A 17,581-nucleotide genomic window follows, 5' to 3' on the forward strand; every position below is an offset into this window, starting at 1 on the left:
GTCAGGACACCTCCCGGATCAGGACGAATGCTTCGGCCGCTTCCCTGTTGACACAACTGCCCCGGACTTGAGCCAGCGCCCGCAAGGTCTCGACGGAGCGTTCATTGGGGAAGGGGCGCACCTGTGACGCAAAACAGCCAAACGCCTCGATCTTGCGGTCCAGATGGCCGCTTATATCGACAAACAGGTTGGGCTGAAAGGAAGGGGCGAGATAGGGCGCGGCCCAGTTCGTCTCCGAGACCGTTTCATAGGCGAGTATCCGGGCAGGATAATGCGCCCCCACCGGCCTTGCCGCGACCATCGCCGCTTCGAAGATCAGCCCATGATCAAAATGCAGATCGCCGACGAAGGGGATGAACAGGGCGTCGGGACGGCATTGCGCCACAAGCGTGCCGATGCCCTGGTTCAGCTCGGCACGCGGCAAAGAATCGAGTCTGGCTGCGGGAAAATCCAGAAAATGCGTGCGCGCAATGCCAAGCATGGCATGGGCTCGCCGCGCCTCTGCCTGTACCCTCTCGACCTGCTCCGCATCGAACATGGGCGCACTGCCGCGCGTAGCGACGACCACCTCGACATGGCGTCCCATCGAAACGAGGCGTGCGATCGTCCCGCCGCATCCCAGCACTTCGTCGTCCGGATGGGGCGCGACCACCATGGCGCGCTGGATAGTGTCGATCATTGTCATGCCGCCGCCTTGGGCCGACCCAATATCGCGTGGTTCGGCAATGGCTTCTCCCGCGCCGTCCGCCATCGCGATACCAGCAGCCCCTGATCGTCGCCGCACTTGACCGTAAAGCCTGCTTCGCTTCGCTCCACAATCTGACCCGTCAACGCTGCGGCATGATGGGGGAGCGGTATGGGAGTGGCGGCTTCTATGACGATCTTGTCCTCGCCAAAGTTGGTCCAGGCTCCCGGGTAGGGATCGCCGCAGGCCCGGACGCAGCGCCAGACTGCCGACGCAGGCTGCCCCCAGTCGATCAAGCCGTCTTCGGGGCGCCTGCGCGCGGCATAGGTGGCGCAGCGCTCATCCTGAACCAGGAGGGTCGGCGAGCCGCTGGCGATATCCTCGAGCACCTGCGGCAGCATCTCTTCCAGCTTCGCCATATGCTTGGCGTAGAGAGTAGCCGCCGTCTCATCCGGCGCGAGGTGGAAATATCGTTGCCCTAGCAAGGGGCCGCTATCCACCCCTTCATCGATCAGGAATAGCGAGGAGGCAGAGATGGGCTCATCCAGCAGGATGGTCCAGGGAATGACCGCGCGCCCGCGCAGCCGGGGCAGGGGAGCGGGGTGATAGCCAACGACGCCTTTGGTCGCGGTCGCCCTGAACTGCTCGCCGCAAATCTGCGACCAGCCGATGACGAAAATATAATCCGGCTCCATTTCGCGGATCGCCTGCAGGGCGGCGTCGGAATTGATATTGGCGGTTCGCACGATCCGCGTGCCCGCCCGTTCGGCGTCCGGCGCAAGATCGACGAAGTCGGAATGCCTCCCCGAAAGATCGGGCGGAAGCGTGAAGACGGCGGCCAGATCCCATTTGGGCGAGGCGGCAACGCATTTGACGGCGATCTTTGTACTTTCAACCGCGCCCACGACTATGGCCTTCATGTGCCCTCCTTATCGACAGCAGGTTGAAACGCTCGCCGCCCAGGGCGACCTTTACGGTACGCGCCAGGATGATGAGGTCGAGCCGCAGGGACCGGTTCGCGATATACCAGAGGTCCAGCGCGATCTTGTCCTGATCGTTCAGCAGCGTGTTGCCGTTGACCTGCGCCCAACCCGTAAGGCCCGGCCGCACGGTACATCGCAATCGTCCCCGTTCACCGGCTTCAGCGATAGTCGGCGGCAGCAGCGGACGCGGCCCGATCAGTGTCATGGCGCCGGTCAGGATGTTCCACAGCTGCGGCAATTCATCCAGACGGAAGCGTCGGAGGAAGCCCCCAAGCGCCGTGGTACGCATGTTGTCGGGCAGCAATCGTCCCTCCGCATCGCGCTTGTCATTCATCGTCCGAAATTTGAGCACCTCGAACAGGCGGCCGCCCATCGACACGCGAGTCTGCCGGAACAGCACCGGGGCCCCGTCCATCAGGCGGATGGAGCCGCCGATGACCGCCATCAGCGGCGCGAACAGGACGAGCCCGGTGGAAGCTAACAGGACATCGACCAGCCGCCTTGTCCGCATCAGGATTCTCCGGCCGCCAATTGCGCGTTCAGGACCGGTCTTGCGCCGCGATCCACGGCGACGCGTTTCATCTCCATGGCCGAAAGCAGCATGGCGTTCACTCTCTCGACCGAATAATGCTCCTCTGCCGTCCTTCGCGCGGCATGGGAGAGGCGCGCGGGCAGACCGGGCTGGGCACAGACGGTGAACATGGCATCGGCAAGCGAGCGGGCGCTGCGCGGCTCCACCACAAAGCCGTTGATCCCCTGCACGATCGGCTCGCGGCAACCCGGCATGTCGGTGGTGATGACGCCACGGCCGACCGACATTGCTTCCAATATGGTGCGGGGCAACCCCTCCCGATACCAGCTCGGCAGCACGAAAACGCTCGATTTGGCCAGATAGGGGCGCACGTCCCGCGTCTCGCCCAGATATTCGATGATCCCGCTCTCATGCCACTGCGCGATTTCCTGGCGGGAAACAGCCGCCGGGTTTTCATCGAGCGGCCCCAGCAGGAGGAAGCGTGCGTCGGGAAAGCGCGTCTTCACGATCTTCGCTGCCTCGACATATTCGATCAGGCCCTTGTTCCGCAGCAGCCGCGCGATCATCAGGAACGCCGGTGGCCCGTCCGGCAGGGGAGCCTGCGCATAATGCGACAGGTCGACGCCCGATCCCGGCACCTGTATGACCCGGCTGTCGGGCTTGATGATGCGGTGCCGCAACATTTCGCCGCGATCGTCGCTGTTGAAAACGAATACCGCCTTGGCCTTGCCGATCGCCAGCCGGTAGAGGACGGACACGATTGCCCGAACGCAGGCGAGCAGGCGCGACCCGCCGTCGCTGAATACATGGCCGAGGCCGCTCACCATCGCGTAGAAGCCGATATTGCGGAACAATCGGCTTGCGATGCCGCCATAGATGATCGGCTTTTGCGTATAGGCGAGGACCGCTTGCGGGCGTTCACGCCAGAAGCAGCGGACCAGCCATGCCAGCGTCCATATGTCGATGAACGGGTTCATGCCGGCGCGGGCCATCGGCATCTGCAGATAGGTCGCGCCCATCGCCTTCAGCCTGGCTTCGATTTCCGGATCGTGATCCGGCGCGCACAACAGTACCTCATGCCCGTTTTCGATCATCGCCGCGATCAGGCGTCCGCGAAAGTTGATCAGCGAATAGGCAAGGCTGGCGACGACGATGATTTTCATGCCATTTCCTGCTGCACGGGCAGCGTCCTTTCTGATGCCTTGGCTTATCGACCGCTGACCGCATTCCCAGTCGGCGGCTTGGCTCATCTTAGGGTGAAGCTATTGAAATTGGCGGCACCATTTCGCGACCTATACCGATGAACAGCGCCCGCGCGGTTGGTGCATCCATTCGGATAGGCGTTCCGTTTCTTGGCCCGTCGACTATCCATAAGGATGAGGGACCTAACCCTCATCGGCTCGTACCGATGCACAACTGCCCTCAGGCTGTCCTTCGCCTAACCTTGCGGTAATTCTGGAAATCCTCGTGACGGGGAAGGCAGATGAATTGGGACATGCAGGAGCGGGCAAGCCTTTGGCTCATGCTCGCGCTATCGGCGTCCTTCTGCCGCCGGAAAACGCACTGCTCTGTTCACGACTGGAAAGGCAAATCGAACTGCCATGATTGATCGCCAGCCAGCCTTCATCGTCATCGGCGCTGTGAAGGGTGCGACCACCTGGATCGCCCATCAGCTCCGCAATCATCCCCAATTGTGGCTTCCTGACGCCGAACCTCATTATTTCAGTTCCGAATATGAAAGGGGACCGGCCTGGTATGCCTCCCTTTTCGATCCGGCTCCCGCAGACAGGATCGTGGGCGAAAAGTCCGCGGATTATCTTGCCCATCCCCTCGCGCCTGCCCGCATGGCGAGCGCGCTGCCCGACGCCCGGCTGATCGTCCAACTGCGGGACCCCGTCCGGCGCGCCTATTCCGATTATTGCATGCTGTTCCGCCGCGGCTGGGTGAGCGACGATCTGCGCGGATATCTTCAAGGTACGAAGCCGGAAGGGGCGCGCTTTCTGACCGGCGGGCTTTACGGTGCGCACCTCGGCCGCTTCCTGCTGCACTATCCGCGCAGCCAGATTCACGTAATCTTGTATGAATCCCTGCGCCAGGCGCCCGAAAAGGCTATAGCCGACGTGTGCACGCATATCGGGGTGCCGGTACATATCGCACCCGATGAAGTCGCCAGCCGCAAGAATGACAGCGCGAGCCCGATGCTACCGCTGCCGCTGCGCCGCATCCTTCAACCGATGCGTCCGATCCTCGACCCGCTCCGCGCTCACCCGCTCATGGCGAAGCTTCGGGCATCGCTGGCTGCGCCGGTGCGCTACCCGCCTCTGACCGAGGAACTGCAGCAGATGCTCCGTGAATATTATCGCGAGGACATTCTGATCCTGCAGGACCTGTTGCAACAGGATCTCAGCCACTGGCTCACCGGCGTCCCTGCCCCGAAGGTTATCGAGGCCATGGCGGCGGAGTAGAGGGTCCGGATGGTGGACTGAAGTTCTTCAGGTGAACGGCAATGGGAGTAACCCGGAAAAGTTCACCGCTGGCTTGTAGCCTGTTTTAGACATGCTGGGGATTAAAGCGAGGTGCGCTGATGCCTGATTCCAGGATGGTTCGATCTTGGCTGTTGAACCTCTATATTCATCACCTGCCCCGCTTTCGTGGCAAATGGCGGTTGCTTGCTCCCTTTGCGCAGATGCTGGACGGCACGCCGGTCCGATCCGGCTATGGCGATGTGCGCCTCAGCTTCGATGTCCGTGACCGGACTCATCTTCTCGGGCTGACCGGCAAATATGGCGAGCGGGTTTCCAACGAGGTCGAAAGCCTTCGCTCGGGCGATTGCTTCATAGATGTCGGCGCTAATTGTGGCGTGTTCACGCTCCTGGCCGCGGATCGGGTCGGACCCGACGGTTTGGTTGTCGCCTTCGAACCTTGCTTTTCCACTTTCGCCAAGCTCGTCCGGAACATCGGCCTTAACGCGTTTGACAATGTCCTGCCCTTCAACATGGCGCTTTCGGCGCTGACCCGGCCCGAACTGCTCGACAATAGCGCGGCCGGTCATTCCGGCCGTTTCGCTATCGCCAATGATCCTGTCGAGGCAGGCGAGCGCGTCATGACATTGTCGATCAGCGACTTTCCGGGGCTCCTTAAGTTGATCGGCGACCGATCCATCACCGTGAAAATCGATGTAGAGGGATTTGAATATGCCGTGCTGCAAGGATTGCAGCCCATCCTCGCCCTCCCACAGACCCGCGCGGCGGTGGTAGAGGTCGACGACCGCAATCTCGCGCGGTACGGGGCCGATGCAGCAGCGGTCTTCGACCTGCTGGAGCGTCATGGCTTTGTGCGCGCCAATCCGGGCGAAAGCGGGCAGCATTTCGATGCGGTGTTCCATCGCGAAGCTGCCACCATCACCCCCCCTCTGCCGCGTGTTGTTCCCCGCCGGCGTCGACCTGCCCGCACCGTTCCTGCTTATCCACGCCGCCATTCGGGCGTGGCTTACCTCTCGCGTGTTGCCGCGGCCATCTTGGTGTTGGCGGGTGGATGGTTCTTCGTCGGGAAAGGCGCCCCCGTCGATCGCGGCCAGGCGGAGGAATATTTCATTCGGGAAGCCTTGCAGTCGCATCATGTGGCCGAAATGCGGGCAGTGCTTCGCCGCTCTCCGCCTGCCGTGTTCAACGTCGGTGAAGTCGGTTCATTCGCCCGCATCGCGCTTCCCGTCCTGCCGGCCGGATGGCGCATTACCGATGTCCAGCTTTTCCCCTCCGACAGCGGTCCCAGCCTTCAGATGACCATCACGAACGATATCAGCAGGCCCATTTCCCTTTTCGCGGTACGCGACGATCATGTCGCGCCTGCCAAGCCTGCGGTGCTGACCCGGAACGGCAAGACCGTCGCCTACTGGCAGGAGGGGGATCTGGCCTATGCCTTGATTAGCAAGAAGAAACGGCCTGCCGAACTGGACCGTCTCGCCGAGGACATCGCAGACAATGTCTCATCCTAACAGCGCGGCGATGTCATTCCCAAAAGCAGCCGCGCGCTAATATAGGTTGGCGCAGGCCCTGCGACCTGCCTTCGCCAGCGGACGTTCTTGCTCTCCCATCTTTTGGAGAGCAGCATGTCGTTTCGTCACGATCATTTGCCCTTGTCCCTGACCATTTGCGGCGGCCTCCTCTTGTCCGCATGCAGTCCTGCAGCCAAGCATGAAGACGGCCGCGTCCCCGGCGGCACCGATCAGCAGAGCGCGATCAACGCCGCCAATGACACGGGCGCGTCCAACACGATGCCGGGCATCGGCGCACCAGGAACTGGCGGACAGGGGACACAGCCATGAGCGCGCCCCGCCACCTCTTCCTTGGCGGCGCGGCCATGCTGTTGCTCAGCGCCTGCAATCAGACGAGCGGCGTCGAAGGGGACAGCCCCGTCGCGAACGGTAGCGCCACGATCGCCAAACATTATGAAGGGCCAAAGCCGGAAGGCGTGTCCAGCCCCAACGACGCCGTCACCACGACCTTTTACATTCCGCAATCCGCGATCAGCGACATGTATGAGATCGAGGCTGGCCAGCTGGCGCTCGTCCGCGCGAAGGCTCCCGAGGTCAAGGCGTTCGCTCGCATGATGGTGGAGGATCACAAGAAAAGCAGCGCGGCGCTCAAGCAGTTCGTCGCCGACAATCCCGTCAACATCGCCATTCCCAACAACATGGATGCGCGGCGGCAGGCCATGCTCTCCAACCTTAAAAGTGCGAGCGACGTCGGCTTCGATGCGGAATATATCGGGCAGCAGGCCGCTGCTCACCAAGAGGCGCTCAATCTGCAGAAAAGCTATGCCAGCCGGGGCGACTATCCCGCGCTCAAAGCTTTGGCGCAATCGACCGCGAAGATCGTCGCCCATCATCGCGAGCAGGTAGCCGCACTGGACAAGAAGTTCAGCACGGGGGCCGGGGCGCCCTGACGCAGCTTCAGTCGGTCCGGCGCAGTTCCAGCGTCACACGCAGTCCCGGACCTGCGTCCTCTAGCGTGACGGCGCCATGGTGAAGCCGGGCAACTGCACGGACCAGCGACAGGCCGAGGCCCGACCCCGGCTTGCCGCGCGCTGGGTCCAGACGGCCAAAGCGCTGCAGCGCCTCCTCATGCTGATCGGCCGCGATGCCCGGTCCATTGTCGCTGACGCTTATGCGCGCAGTCGCGCCCTCTTGTCCCGCCGCGAGCAGGATCTGGTCGCCCGCATCCGCATATTTCAGGGCATTTTCGATGAGGTTTGCGACCGCCTGACTCAATAATTCCCGATGAACGGGAAACAGCAGCGGTTGGTCCGGCGCATCGACTGCCAGCGTAAAGCCGCTTTCTTCAGCCAGCGGCCCGTAAATTTCGGCAATATCGGCGAGCAGCTTGCCAAGGTCCGTCTCTCGCAGCATGTCGGCGCCGAACCCCGCTTCCGTCCGGCTGATCAGCAGCGCGGTGGATAGCATCGACTGCAAAGTCTCGGCCTCGCGCCGCACATCTTCCAGTGCATCGAGCGCGCTCTCGTCCTGCGTGCGCATGCTCGCCTGCTCGATCACCGCCATCAGCCGCGTGACGGGCGATTTCAGATCATGCGCCAGTCCATCGGTCATCATCCGCAACTGGCTGACCAGGCTGTCGATCCTCTCCAGCATCGCGTTGATCGATTGGCCGAGCCGATCGAACGCGTCACCGCTGCCGTCCGTCTCCACCCGATGGTGCAGCGCTCCGACCGAGACTTCCTGCGCCGTGGCGGCGATCCCCCACACCTGGCGCGCCAGGATGCGGCCGAGGATGATCGCCATCGCCAGCGTCAGGACCAGGCTGACGGCGAAGGCGATGCTCAGCGCTTCTTCATGAATCGCGGCAAGCCGAAGGCTGTTCGCCACCACCACTCCAGTCAGCAGACGGTTGCCGTCGCTCAGCGGCTGCGCCACCACGCCGATTGGCTCCGGCTCGACCCTCCCCACGCGATAGAGATTGATGCTGCGCCAGCTTGTCTCTCCGGGAACCGTCGCGGGCCAGGCGCTCAAATTTCCGGCCAGCGCCTCGCCGTGGCGATCGGCCAGCAGGATTGCGATATTCTCGTCCCGGCTGGTCCTGAAACGCTCGGCGATATTGCGGCTTACCGCAGCCGATCCGCCGGCGCGATACACCGCCATCAGATCGTCGCGCAGTTCGTTCGCCGCCTCGCGTTCGGCCGCGATGACCGTGCGCTGGCTCGCCTGCTGCACATAGAGCAGCACGCCGCCCGTGACCAGAAACTGACCCAGAAAGGCCAGGCCGATGAAGCGGGCTATCGATGATCGCAGGATCGGCGGCCACCGCCGCCAGCCCTTATGCGCCAAGGCCAAGGCGGTAGCCCGCGCCTCGCACCGTATGCAGCAGCGGCCGTTCGGACCCGTCGTCCAGCTTGCGGCGCAGGCGGCTGACATGCACATCGATCACGTTCGTACCGGGGTCGAAATGATAATCCCACACGCCTTCCAGCAGCATGGTGCGCGTCACCACTTGTCCCGCATGGCGCAGGAAAAATTCCAGCAGCCGGAATTCGCGCGGCTGCAGATCGACCGTCTTGCCGCCGCGCTTCACCCGCCGCGCCATCAGGTCCATCTCCAGATCATCATGCCGCAGCACGGTGACGACGGCATTGCCTGCGCCCGCTCGCCGCAGCAGCAACTGGACCCGCGCCAGCAGTTCGGCAAAGCTGAATGGTTTCACGAGATAATCGTCCGATCCGCCGGTCAGCCCCTCGACGCGATCCTCCGGCGTGCCGAGCGCTGACAGGATGATGACTGGGGTTTCGATCCCCGCCGCGCGCAGCGCCTTCAGCACCGACATGCCGTCCATGGCGGGCATCATCCGATCCAGGATGATCGCGCCATAGCTTCCGTCACTCGCCAGGAAAAAGCCTTCGCGGCCGTCCGGCGCGTGATCGACGGTAAAACCCGCTTCGGTCAGCCCCTTGACGATATAGGCGGCGGTCGCCTCGTCATCTTCCACCACCAACAATTTGTGGCTCATCGCAACCCCCGGTCCAGCGCCACGACATGCCGCCCACCGCTACCCCGCAGCTCCAGCACGACATCGTCGCTGGGTTGGCTTACCAGATAAGCCTCCGCCTGATCCAGCGAGCGAAAGGGTTTCCCGTCGATTGCGACGATTACATCGCCCACCTCCACGCCATGCCGCGCCGCTTCGCCGCCCGAACGGATGCTGGTGACGGTCAGCGCCGGTCCAGCCGCGCCGATAGTAAGGCCGGGCAACATTCGCCCGCGTACCGCCTCGCTCATCGGATCGCGGCGCCAGTGCAGGAAAAAGACAAGGCTGATCAGCAGGGTGCATAGGGCAAGCGCCGCGAGCAAACCGCCCGTTACAGCAGGATCGCCCAAGCCACGCCTCATCCAGTAGCTCTCCTTCACCGGTTCGGCGGAACGGAGGAGGGTACAGGGGGCATGGTCTCCGTTCCGCCTGCGCTGGACCATGGCGGGAAAGTCAGGGCCGGTCACGTTAAGCTTTGTTCACGCAAAGGTCATGCGCTCGCCGGCTGCTGCACGGCCACCCTGCCGGACCGCTCCAGCTTGCCCCAGCCGACGACCCAGCCGCCGATTGCCGAAGCGATGGCGCGGATCACTACCCAATACATGATTTGCCGATAGACGAAGCGCTGCGCCACCAACAGCAGCGCCGGATAGCGCGGGCTGCGTCCGTCCAGGCGATATGCTACCCAACCGCACATTATGTCGATGCCGGTGAAGATCAGCCAATAGAGCGCCATGGCGGCGACATCGCCACTGGTCTGCGCCCATCCATGTTGCTGCACCCGCAATACGGTGCTGACGACCGACAGCAGCAGCGCCAGGTCGATCACCGGCGATATGGCGGCGAACGCGATCTGGAACAGCCAGGCTTGCGGCAGCCCGACGAGCGCCAGTCCGGCGGGCCGGCGTTCGCGAAGGATCGAGCCATGCTTCCACAGGCATTGCAGCGTCCCGAACGCCCAGCGATAGCGCTGCTTGGCGAGCGCCTTGAAGCTTTCGGGCGCTTCGGTCCATGCGACCGCATCGGGATCATAGGTGACGCGCCATCCCGCCCGCTGAATCGCGATGGTCAGGTCCTGATCCTCCGCGAGCGTATCTTCGGGATAACCGCCGACGACGTCCAGCGCAGCCCGTCGCCAGGCGCCCACTGCGCCCGGCACCACCGTCATGGCGTCGAATCCGGCAAGGGCGCGCCGCTCCAGATTTTGCGCGGTGATATATTCCAGCGCCTGCCAGCGGGTCACGAGATTGACCCTGTTCCCCACGCGCGCGTCGCCTGCCACCGCGCCGATTTCCGGATTGGCGAACCAGCGCGCCAGGCGGCCGATCGTTTCGGGTTCGAACTGCGTGTCTGCATCGAGCGCAATGATGACCTCGCCCTCGGCATGCAGCAGCGCGCGGTTGAGCGCCGCCGCCTTGCCGCCATTGCCCAGCGTCAGCAGCCGCACCCGGGGATCGTCGCCGAAAGCCTTGCGGACGATCGCGCTCGTCGCGTCCTTCGACCCGTCGTCGGCGACGATCACCTGCAATCCCGGATAGGCGCTCGACAATACCCGCCGCACCGACGCCTCGATCACCCGCTCTTCATTATAGGCGGGTATGATCACCGAGACGCTCGGCTGATACAGAGGCGGCGTTGACCGATCGCGGCGCGACTGGAGCCATGCCAGGGACGCCATCAGCACGGCGCGTCCGATGCCCAGCGATATGGCAAGATAAAACAGCCAGCCGAGCAGCGCGGACCCGGCCGCCAGAGCGATGAAGATCGCGACGTCAATCCGCACGGCGGTCAGGTCGCTCGCCTTTACCGGCGGCATGGCGTCGGCTTGGCTCAGCCCCGCAAGCTGCGACACCAGGGCGAAGCGATAACCCCGCGCCTGCAGGGTCGCGATGATGCGGGGGAGGGCGGCCACGGTTTGCGACCGTTCCCCGCCACCATCATGCAGCAGGATGACGTTCGCCGACCGATCGGGCGTCACATCCCGGACTTGCTGATCGACCTCGCGCACGATCTTGTCCGCGCGCGGACGCTGCCAGTCATTGGGATCGACATGCAGGCCCACCACCGTATAGCCTGCCCGCTGCGCCGCCAGCGCGGGTTGCAGTTCGTCGGCGGTCGTCGGCTCTGCGTCCCCGAAATAGGGCGCGCGGAACAGCCGCATGCTGCGCCCGGTATAGGCCTGCACCAGCCGCTGGGTGGCGTTCAGTTCCAACTCCGTCTGCTGGGGCGAAGCAGTGGCCAGATTGGGGTGGGAATAGGTATGATTGCCGATCTCGTCGCCATCCGCGACGATGCGGCGGAGCAGCCCCGGATGTTCCAGCGCATTTTCGCCCACGACGAAGAAGGTCGCTGGCACATGCGCCCGCTCCAGGATCGACAGGATCCTGGGCGTCCATTTCGGATCAGGCCCGTCATCGAAGGTCAGCGCCACCATATGCGGCTGCGCGCCGGTCCGCTGCACCTGATAGGGCGTGGGTAGTCGGCGATAGCGTTCCTGCGCGATCAGGCCATCCGTATCGAACCTTATGTCGCGTGCGCCCTCGTTTGGCGTCGCGGTGATCCGCAAAATCTCGCCCGTCCCCTCGACGTCGGTGTTCAACATGCTTGAAAGGTGGCGCAGGTCCGGCAGTCCGCCCGATCGGAAGGCGGTGAGATCGGTCCAGAAACCCGGATCTTCACTGCCCAGCCGCCATAGGGCCACCCCTTCGATGCCCAGCCGCTTGAGCACCTGCATCTCGTTCCAACTGGTCGCCGCATCCAGCATCCAGATCTGGTGATGCTTCGCCCCTTCATCATAGGCAAAGCCAGCATTGCCGCTCGTCGTATCGAAACTCACCGTGGCGCTGCTGTCATGCGCCGCCAGCCACGCCTCGTCGAGCGACAGTGCGTCCGTCCCGCCGTCATGCCAGTCATAGCCATAGCTGCCGAGCGCCACGACGATCTTCTCCGGTCCGATCGCGCGCAGCGCATCCTGTACGTGACCCGCGAACCACGCCTGGGCGGCAATGGGTCCGGGCGTGCCGCCCTGCCAATGCTGGTCGTAAGCCATGAAGATCACCCGATCCGCCACCTGTGCGAATTGGCGTAAGCGCCAGGCTTGCTCCTCCGCAGGCACCGTCACCGCCAGATGCGCGCCCGCCGGAAGAGCGATCCGTAGCTCATGCAGGAAACGCAGATAGTCGCTGGTCGCGCTTTCGGGCAGCGCTTCGAAATCCATGACCAGCCCCGCCGCATGCCGTTGCGCGACAAAAGCCGAAAGTTGTCCTGCGACATGGCGGCTCGCGGCGCGATTGGCGAGCAGGCGCGCCATGTTCCCGCCTTCCCACGTACCGCCACCGATATTCTGCACCATCGGCAATATCTTGGGCGGACGCGCTTCGCTCGCCATCAGCCGGTCGAAGCGGGGGTCTTCGGCAATATGCAGCGCATGGTTTCGTCCCGTCACGCTCACCAGCGCAGGCACGGCCCAATCCAACTGCCCCGCGTGACGCCCCAGCGAAGACAGGCTATTTTCATCATCAGGCACATAGAAGCCGATGGACAGCTTCCGCTTTACCTGCCCGCGACGGCCGCCCAGCCAATGGGGCAGCCAGGAACGCAGAGAGTGCCGTCCGTCAGACAGGCCGGTCAGCCGCGCCGCATGCAGATGGGGGAAGGGCAGCGCCAGCGCACTGCCCGCAGGCACTTCGATCAGGGTCGTGGCAAAGGCGAGCGCGGTCACCAGGATCAGGATCAAGCCCGCCGCAAGCGACCGCCGCGCCCACAGCCCGCGCCGCCCGGTGGGATCGAAGAAGATCGGTCTCGTCATCTGCTTGCCTTGAAGCCCCGTCACAGGAACATGCTAAGTCGAGAGCAAGCCGGACATTGCTACCCACATCCCCGTTCGGGCTGAGCCTGTCGAAGCCCGCTTTCGGCATCCGAAGAGAGAACAGCCTATCGACAAGCTCAGGGCGGATGGGGGGTAGTGATGCTGATCAGGCCGTGTTGCTCTAAACCAATGAGCCTCTAAGCCTTCGCGCCTTGGCGGAGGATGTGCCGATCATGAAATTTTGGTCATGCGCGTTGAGTTTGCGGGGAAAACAGTTTGTGCTCCTGTTCTGGTGGGAGTCCCGCTAGGCGGTCAGACCGCTCTCCACCGGATTGCCTTGCTCCCGCCAGGCCGCCATTCCCCCGTCGAGCGCCGTCGCGCGCGGGAAACCCAGCTCCCGCAAGGTGGCGGCGGCGAGGGTGGAGATCTTACCCAGCTCGCAAACGGTCAATATCTCGACATGCGGATCGGGCAGCACCTCATTCACCCGCAATTCCAATTGGCCGCGGGGCACATGGGTCGCGCCCGGCACATGCCCATTGGCGAACGCTTCTTTTTCGCGCACGTCCAGGATCACGAAGTCGTTCGCCCGCTGCGTCAGCCGCTGCCGCAATTCGGCCATCGCCATGAACGGCACCTTGGCCGCGGCTTCCTGCAGCAATTGGCGCACCGTCTTGCCTCCCGACATGTTGGTGCGCAGCGCTTCGGTCAGATGGGTGGGCGCGGACAGGTTGAGGCTGTTCATCATCGCGACGAACTCGGCGCGGTCCACCTTGGCGAGCCGGGGATTGTTCGCGCGCTCCTCTGCGATCGTCGAACCTTCGCGCCCCTTATAGTCATGCGCCGGATAGACCAAAGTGTCGCCCGGCAGCGCCAGCAGCTTGCGAAAAAGGCTGTCATATAATTGTTCCGGATCGCCGCTGGGCAAGTCGCTGCGTCCGGTGCCGCCGATCAGCAGCGTATCTCCTGTAAAAACCCGGTCCTCGACATGGACGGCCATCGAATCGCGCGTATGACCGGGCGTGTGGAGGATGTGCATGCGCATGTCGCCAAGCGGTAGGGAATGGCCGTCCTCGACATGCAGATCGACATAAGGCGCGGGCGAAAATCTGTGCATCACGATCGGCGCATCCAGTGCCTCGCGCAAAGCTCGCGCGCCGGAAAAATGATCGGCATGGGTGTGGGTGTCGATGATGTAGCGGACGCGCAAGCCCTGCTTGTTCACCTCACCCAGATAGCGGTCCACCTGGTCCAGTGCCGGGTCGATGATGGCGGCGGCGCAGCACTGTTCGTTGGCGATGATGTAGGATTTGCACCCTTCGCCATCCTTGAACGCCGCGAAGAACATGGGGGCTATCCCTGCGGCTGTGGCACGAACCGCAAATAGGGCGTGACGCTGTTCCAGCCGTTCGGGAAGCGCTCCTTCGCCTCCTCGTCGGAAACGGATGGCACGATGATCACATCCTCGCCCCATTTCCAGTTCACCGGCGTCGCCACCTTGTGCCTGGCGGTCAGCTGGCAGCTGTCGAGCAGGCGCAGCACTTCATCGAAATTGCGCCCGCTGCTCATCGGATAGCTCAGCATCGCCTTGATCAGCTTGTCGGGGCCGATCAGATAGACCGTCCGCACCGTCTGATTGTCCGCCGCCGTCCGTCCGTCCGAACTTTCGCCAGCGTCCGCCGGCAGCATCTCGTACAGCTTCGCGACTTTAAGGTCGTTGTCGCCGATGATCGGATAGGTGACGTCGCCACCCGTTGCAGACCTTATGTCCCCCAGCCAGCGCTCATGATTGCCGACCGGATCGACCGACAGGCCGATCACCTTGCAGTTGCGCTTTTCGAATTCCGGCGTCAGCCTCGCCAGATAGCCAAGCTCGGTCGTGCAGACCGGCGTGAAATCCTTGGGATGGGAAAAGATGATGCCCCAGCTGTCACCCAGCCATTCGTGGAAGCGTATCTCCCCTTGGGTAGTTTGCGCCGTGAAGTCGGGGGCCTTGCTGCCGATCGAGAGTGCCATGATCCTCTCCTTTGGACTCGGAAGCCCAATTTATCATGGAGCAGCTTTGGCGGGTAGCGGCTCTTCCTGGGTAAGCGGTCCTTCGATGCCCGCCCCCGTACGCATCCGCGTCACGATGTTCCATGTGGCGATGAACAGAGCCGCGATCACCGGGCCGATGACGATCCCGTTGAACCCGAACATGTCGATGCCGCCCAGCGTCGTGATCAGCACCACATAGTCGGGAATACGCGTATCCCGCCCGACCAGAATCGGACGCAGCAGATTGTCGATCATGCCGATGACGAAAAAGCCGCAAATGATCAGGATAATGCCCTTCGCCACCGCGCCGGTCGCCAGCAGGTACAGCGCGACCGGAAGCCAGACAAGGCCGGTGCCCACCGCCGGAATCAGCGAGAAACAGCCCATCAGCACGCCCCACAGCAGCGGTCCCTGTATGCCCAGCGCCCAGAACACCACGCCGCCGATCATCCCCTGGACGATAGCGACGACAACGCTGCCCTTGATCGTGGCGCGGGTGACGACGACGAACTGCTGCATCAGTGCGCGCCGGTGGGTGGAGCGCAGCGGAGCGGCGCGGTCTAGCCGCGCGGCCAGCTCAGACCCGTCACGCAGCAGGAAAAAGGTGAGGTAGAGCGTCACGCTCAGCGCCACGAAAAAGCTGAAAGCGCTCTGTCCGATCTGGAGGACCTGCCCGGCGACCGAGCGGAAGCTGCTGGCGATCCCCTGGCTCAGCGCCTCGCGCACCGTCGCGAAACTGGTGATCCCCACCCGCGCCAGCATGGCGGATGCCCAATCGGGCAAGCTCGCCTGGAATTGGTTGAACATCGCGGGGATGTTGATCTGACCGGACTGCACCTTGCCGTAGAAAAGCGTCGCTTCCTGCACCAGCGCCACGCCCAGCACGATGGCAGGCAGGATGACGACCGCGATGATCAGCAACAGCGTCAGCCCGGCCGCGCTGTTGCGCCGCCCCGGCATCTGCCGCAGCAGATTCTGGTTCACCGGCCCGAACAGGATTGCGGCGATCACGCCCCACAGGATCGCCGCGAAAAACGGCTCGATCACCAGTGCGAAGGCGACCGATACCAGCAGCACGAAGCCTAGAAAGACTCCATCCTCGATACGGACATTCTGCGGCTGGTCGGTCATGCTCGCGCTTTGGCATAAGCGCGGCGGCAAATCCATGCCCGCTTATTGCGCCTTCGCATCGAAACGGAAATTGACCGCGACCTTCGGCTCTAGCCCCGTGCTGCTGCCGCCATTGCCGACGCCGAAGGCGGCGCGCGCGATGCTGGCCGATCCCGTTACCTTCCGCTTGCTGCCGCTCCCGGACAGGGAAAAACGGATGGCTTGCGGCTTGCTGACCCCCTTCAAGGTCAGCGTTCCCGCTGCGCGATAGCTGTTCGCCCCGGTCTTCTCCGCGCCCTTTGCGGTGAAGACGGCCTTGGGATGCGCGGCCACGCCGAAAAACTCGTCCCCCGCCAGCATCCCGTCCTGATAGGCGTCGCCTACGCTGGCGCTCGCCAGATCAATTTCTACGCGAAGGTCGGCAGTTTCAGGATGGTCGGGGTCCATCACGATCTTCGCCGTCCATTTGGCGAAGCTTCCCCGGACCGTGTCGCCGCCATTCCCGACCGAAAAGCCGATCGTCCCGCCCGGCTGCACCGCCCAGACGGGCGGCGGCCCCACCGGCTCGGCAACCGTTGCATTCTCTGCTTCGTCCGGCGCTGCTGCGTTCGTCACATTGCCCGCTACCACTTCCTCTGCCGGCGCGTGCTCTTGAACCGCCGCTACCTTCGGCTGCGCGGCGGCTACCTTTGGCACAGGGGCGGGGAGGATGAGACGGCCCAGCAGGAATCCCGCCGCGATCAGGCCCGGCAGCGCCACCAGCAGCAGCGGCGAGCGCGCAGGCATCATCCGCCAGATCAGCCCGTCGCGCAGCAGGATATGGTGCCGCAACGCGCCTGCGACATGCAGCGCGAACAAGGCGATGCCAACCCAGGCCAGCACCGCATGCGCGGCGAGCGCGGCATCATTGGCTGCCGCTGGCAAGGGCAGATGGGGCAGCGGAATGATCCCGAAGATCAGCGTGGGCACTTTCACCTTGGCCGTCGAAACCAGCGCCCAGCCGGTCAGCGGCGCGCCCAGCATGAACAGGTACAGCCCGCCATGCACCGCCTTCGCCAATGCCCCTTGCCAGCCGCCCTCCACCGGCGCGGGTCGCGGCCTTGCATAGCGAACCACCACCCGCGCGATCGTCAGCGCCAGGATCGTGATGCCGATCGACTTGTGCAGCTGGAAAAGGGCAAAGCCCCGCGCCCCCAAATCCTCCAGCGCCCATCCGACGCTGATCTGGAAAGCAAGCAGGGCGGCGATCGTCCAATGAAGGAAGATGGCGATCAGGCTATAACGGCGCATAGTTCCTCGATCGGGAGGGGGTAGGTCGGCTCACGCTATGCAGCGGCCGCTTCAATGTCCATGCTCCCGGCGGAAACGCAGCGTTCCTTTTTTGCGCTGCAG

Annotated in this window: 16 protein-coding genes; 4 read left to right on the top strand and 12 right to left on the bottom strand. The window is 63.6% G+C overall.

Annotated features, from left to right (window positions below; all coding sequences use genetic code 11):
- Position 1 precedes the first annotated feature (1 nt).
- Genes ACZ5Y5_RS13705 through ACZ5Y5_RS13720 form a run of 4 tightly spaced genes read right to left on the bottom strand, consistent with a single transcriptional unit; the run spans position 2 to position 3,363 of the window.
- Entirely contained in the window at positions 2-685 is a 684-nt protein-coding gene (locus tag ACZ5Y5_RS13705) for a PIG-L deacetylase family protein (protein ID WP_464809142.1), read from the bottom strand.
- A complete protein-coding gene (locus tag ACZ5Y5_RS13710; protein ID WP_464809143.1) occupies positions 682-1,605 on the bottom strand; it encodes a methionyl-tRNA formyltransferase in 924 nt (307 codons plus the stop codon). The genes ACZ5Y5_RS13705 and ACZ5Y5_RS13710 overlap by 4 nt, the downstream gene beginning before the upstream one ends.
- The gene (locus tag ACZ5Y5_RS13715; protein WP_464809144.1) at positions 1,577-2,179 is read right to left on the bottom strand and encodes a sugar transferase; all 603 of its coding nucleotides are present in this window, start codon (positions 2,177-2,179) and stop codon (positions 1,577-1,579) included. Before ACZ5Y5_RS13715 ends, ACZ5Y5_RS13710 begins: the two co-directional genes overlap by 29 nt.
- Positions 2,179-3,363 (bottom strand): glycosyltransferase family 4 protein, encoded by a 1,185-nt coding sequence (locus ACZ5Y5_RS13720; RefSeq protein WP_464809145.1) that lies wholly within the window; start codon positions 3,361-3,363, stop codon positions 2,179-2,181. Before ACZ5Y5_RS13720 ends, ACZ5Y5_RS13715 begins: the two co-directional genes overlap by 1 nt.
- A gap of 438 nt (positions 3,364-3,801) precedes the next feature.
- Here ACZ5Y5_RS13720 and ACZ5Y5_RS13725 point away from each other — a divergent pair, with 438 nt between their 5' ends.
- The 4 genes from ACZ5Y5_RS13725 (at position 3,802) to ACZ5Y5_RS13740 (ending at position 7,144) form a co-directional block, all read left to right on the top strand.
- Complete coding sequence (locus tag ACZ5Y5_RS13725) at positions 3,802-4,665, top strand: sulfotransferase family protein (protein ID WP_464809146.1); 864 nt, start codon at positions 3,802-3,804, stop codon at positions 4,663-4,665.
- A 119-nt stretch (positions 4,666-4,784) separates the two neighbouring features.
- Positions 4,785-6,194: an FkbM family methyltransferase gene (locus ACZ5Y5_RS13730; RefSeq protein ID WP_464809147.1), complete on the top strand. Its 1,410-nt coding sequence runs from the start codon at positions 4,785-4,787 to the stop codon at positions 6,192-6,194.
- 114 nt (positions 6,195-6,308) lie between these two features.
- A complete protein-coding gene (locus tag ACZ5Y5_RS13735) occupies positions 6,309-6,524 on the top strand; it encodes a hypothetical protein (RefSeq protein WP_464809148.1) in 216 nt (71 codons plus the stop codon).
- On the top strand, positions 6,521-7,144 hold the full coding sequence (locus ACZ5Y5_RS13740) for a DUF4142 domain-containing protein (RefSeq protein WP_464809149.1): 624 nt from the start codon (positions 6,521-6,523) through the stop codon (positions 7,142-7,144). Before ACZ5Y5_RS13735 ends, ACZ5Y5_RS13740 begins: the two co-directional genes overlap by 4 nt.
- 7 nt (positions 7,145-7,151) lie before the next feature.
- Here the strand turns inward: ACZ5Y5_RS13740 and ACZ5Y5_RS13745 are convergent, their stop codons facing one another.
- The 8 genes from ACZ5Y5_RS13745 to ACZ5Y5_RS13780 all read right to left on the bottom strand — a co-directional run bounded on the left by ACZ5Y5_RS13745 (position 7,152) and on the right by ACZ5Y5_RS13780 (position 17,479).
- The gene (locus tag ACZ5Y5_RS13745) at positions 7,152-8,546 is read right to left on the bottom strand and encodes a sensor histidine kinase (RefSeq protein WP_464809150.1); all 1,395 of its coding nucleotides are present in this window, start codon (positions 8,544-8,546) and stop codon (positions 7,152-7,154) included.
- Positions 8,530-9,216 carry a winged helix-turn-helix domain-containing protein gene (locus ACZ5Y5_RS13750; RefSeq protein WP_464809151.1) on the bottom strand — a complete coding sequence of 229 codons (687 nt, stop codon included), beginning with the start codon at positions 9,214-9,216 and terminating at the stop codon, positions 8,530-8,532. The genes ACZ5Y5_RS13745 and ACZ5Y5_RS13750 overlap by 17 nt, the downstream gene beginning before the upstream one ends.
- Positions 9,213-9,596, bottom strand: coding sequence for a PDZ domain-containing protein (locus ACZ5Y5_RS13755; protein WP_464809152.1), 384 nt, complete (start codon positions 9,594-9,596; stop codon positions 9,213-9,215). Before ACZ5Y5_RS13755 ends, ACZ5Y5_RS13750 begins: the two co-directional genes overlap by 4 nt.
- A 128-nt stretch (positions 9,597-9,724) precedes the next feature.
- The gene (locus ACZ5Y5_RS13760) at positions 9,725-13,042 is read right to left on the bottom strand and encodes a glycosyltransferase (RefSeq protein WP_464809153.1); all 3,318 of its coding nucleotides are present in this window, start codon (positions 13,040-13,042) and stop codon (positions 9,725-9,727) included.
- A 304-nt stretch (positions 13,043-13,346) separates the two neighbouring features.
- Positions 13,347-14,390 carry an MBL fold metallo-hydrolase gene (locus ACZ5Y5_RS13765; RefSeq protein WP_464809154.1) on the bottom strand — a complete coding sequence of 348 codons (1,044 nt, stop codon included), beginning with the start codon at positions 14,388-14,390 and terminating at the stop codon, positions 13,347-13,349.
- 5 nt (positions 14,391-14,395) lie between these two features.
- Entirely contained in the window at positions 14,396-15,058 is a 663-nt protein-coding gene (locus tag ACZ5Y5_RS13770; RefSeq protein WP_464809155.1) for a peroxiredoxin, read from the bottom strand.
- 33 nt (positions 15,059-15,091) lie between these two features.
- Positions 15,092-16,210, bottom strand: coding sequence for an AI-2E family transporter (locus ACZ5Y5_RS13775; RefSeq protein WP_464809156.1), 1,119 nt, complete (start codon positions 16,208-16,210; stop codon positions 15,092-15,094).
- A 42-nt stretch (positions 16,211-16,252) separates the two neighbouring features.
- Positions 16,253-17,479: a YceI family protein gene (locus ACZ5Y5_RS13780; protein ID WP_464809157.1), complete on the bottom strand. Its 1,227-nt coding sequence runs from the start codon at positions 17,477-17,479 to the stop codon at positions 16,253-16,255.
- Positions 17,480-17,581: the final 102 nt, after the last annotated feature.

This window comes from Sphingobium sp. TomTYG65 (assembly GCF_055395525.1).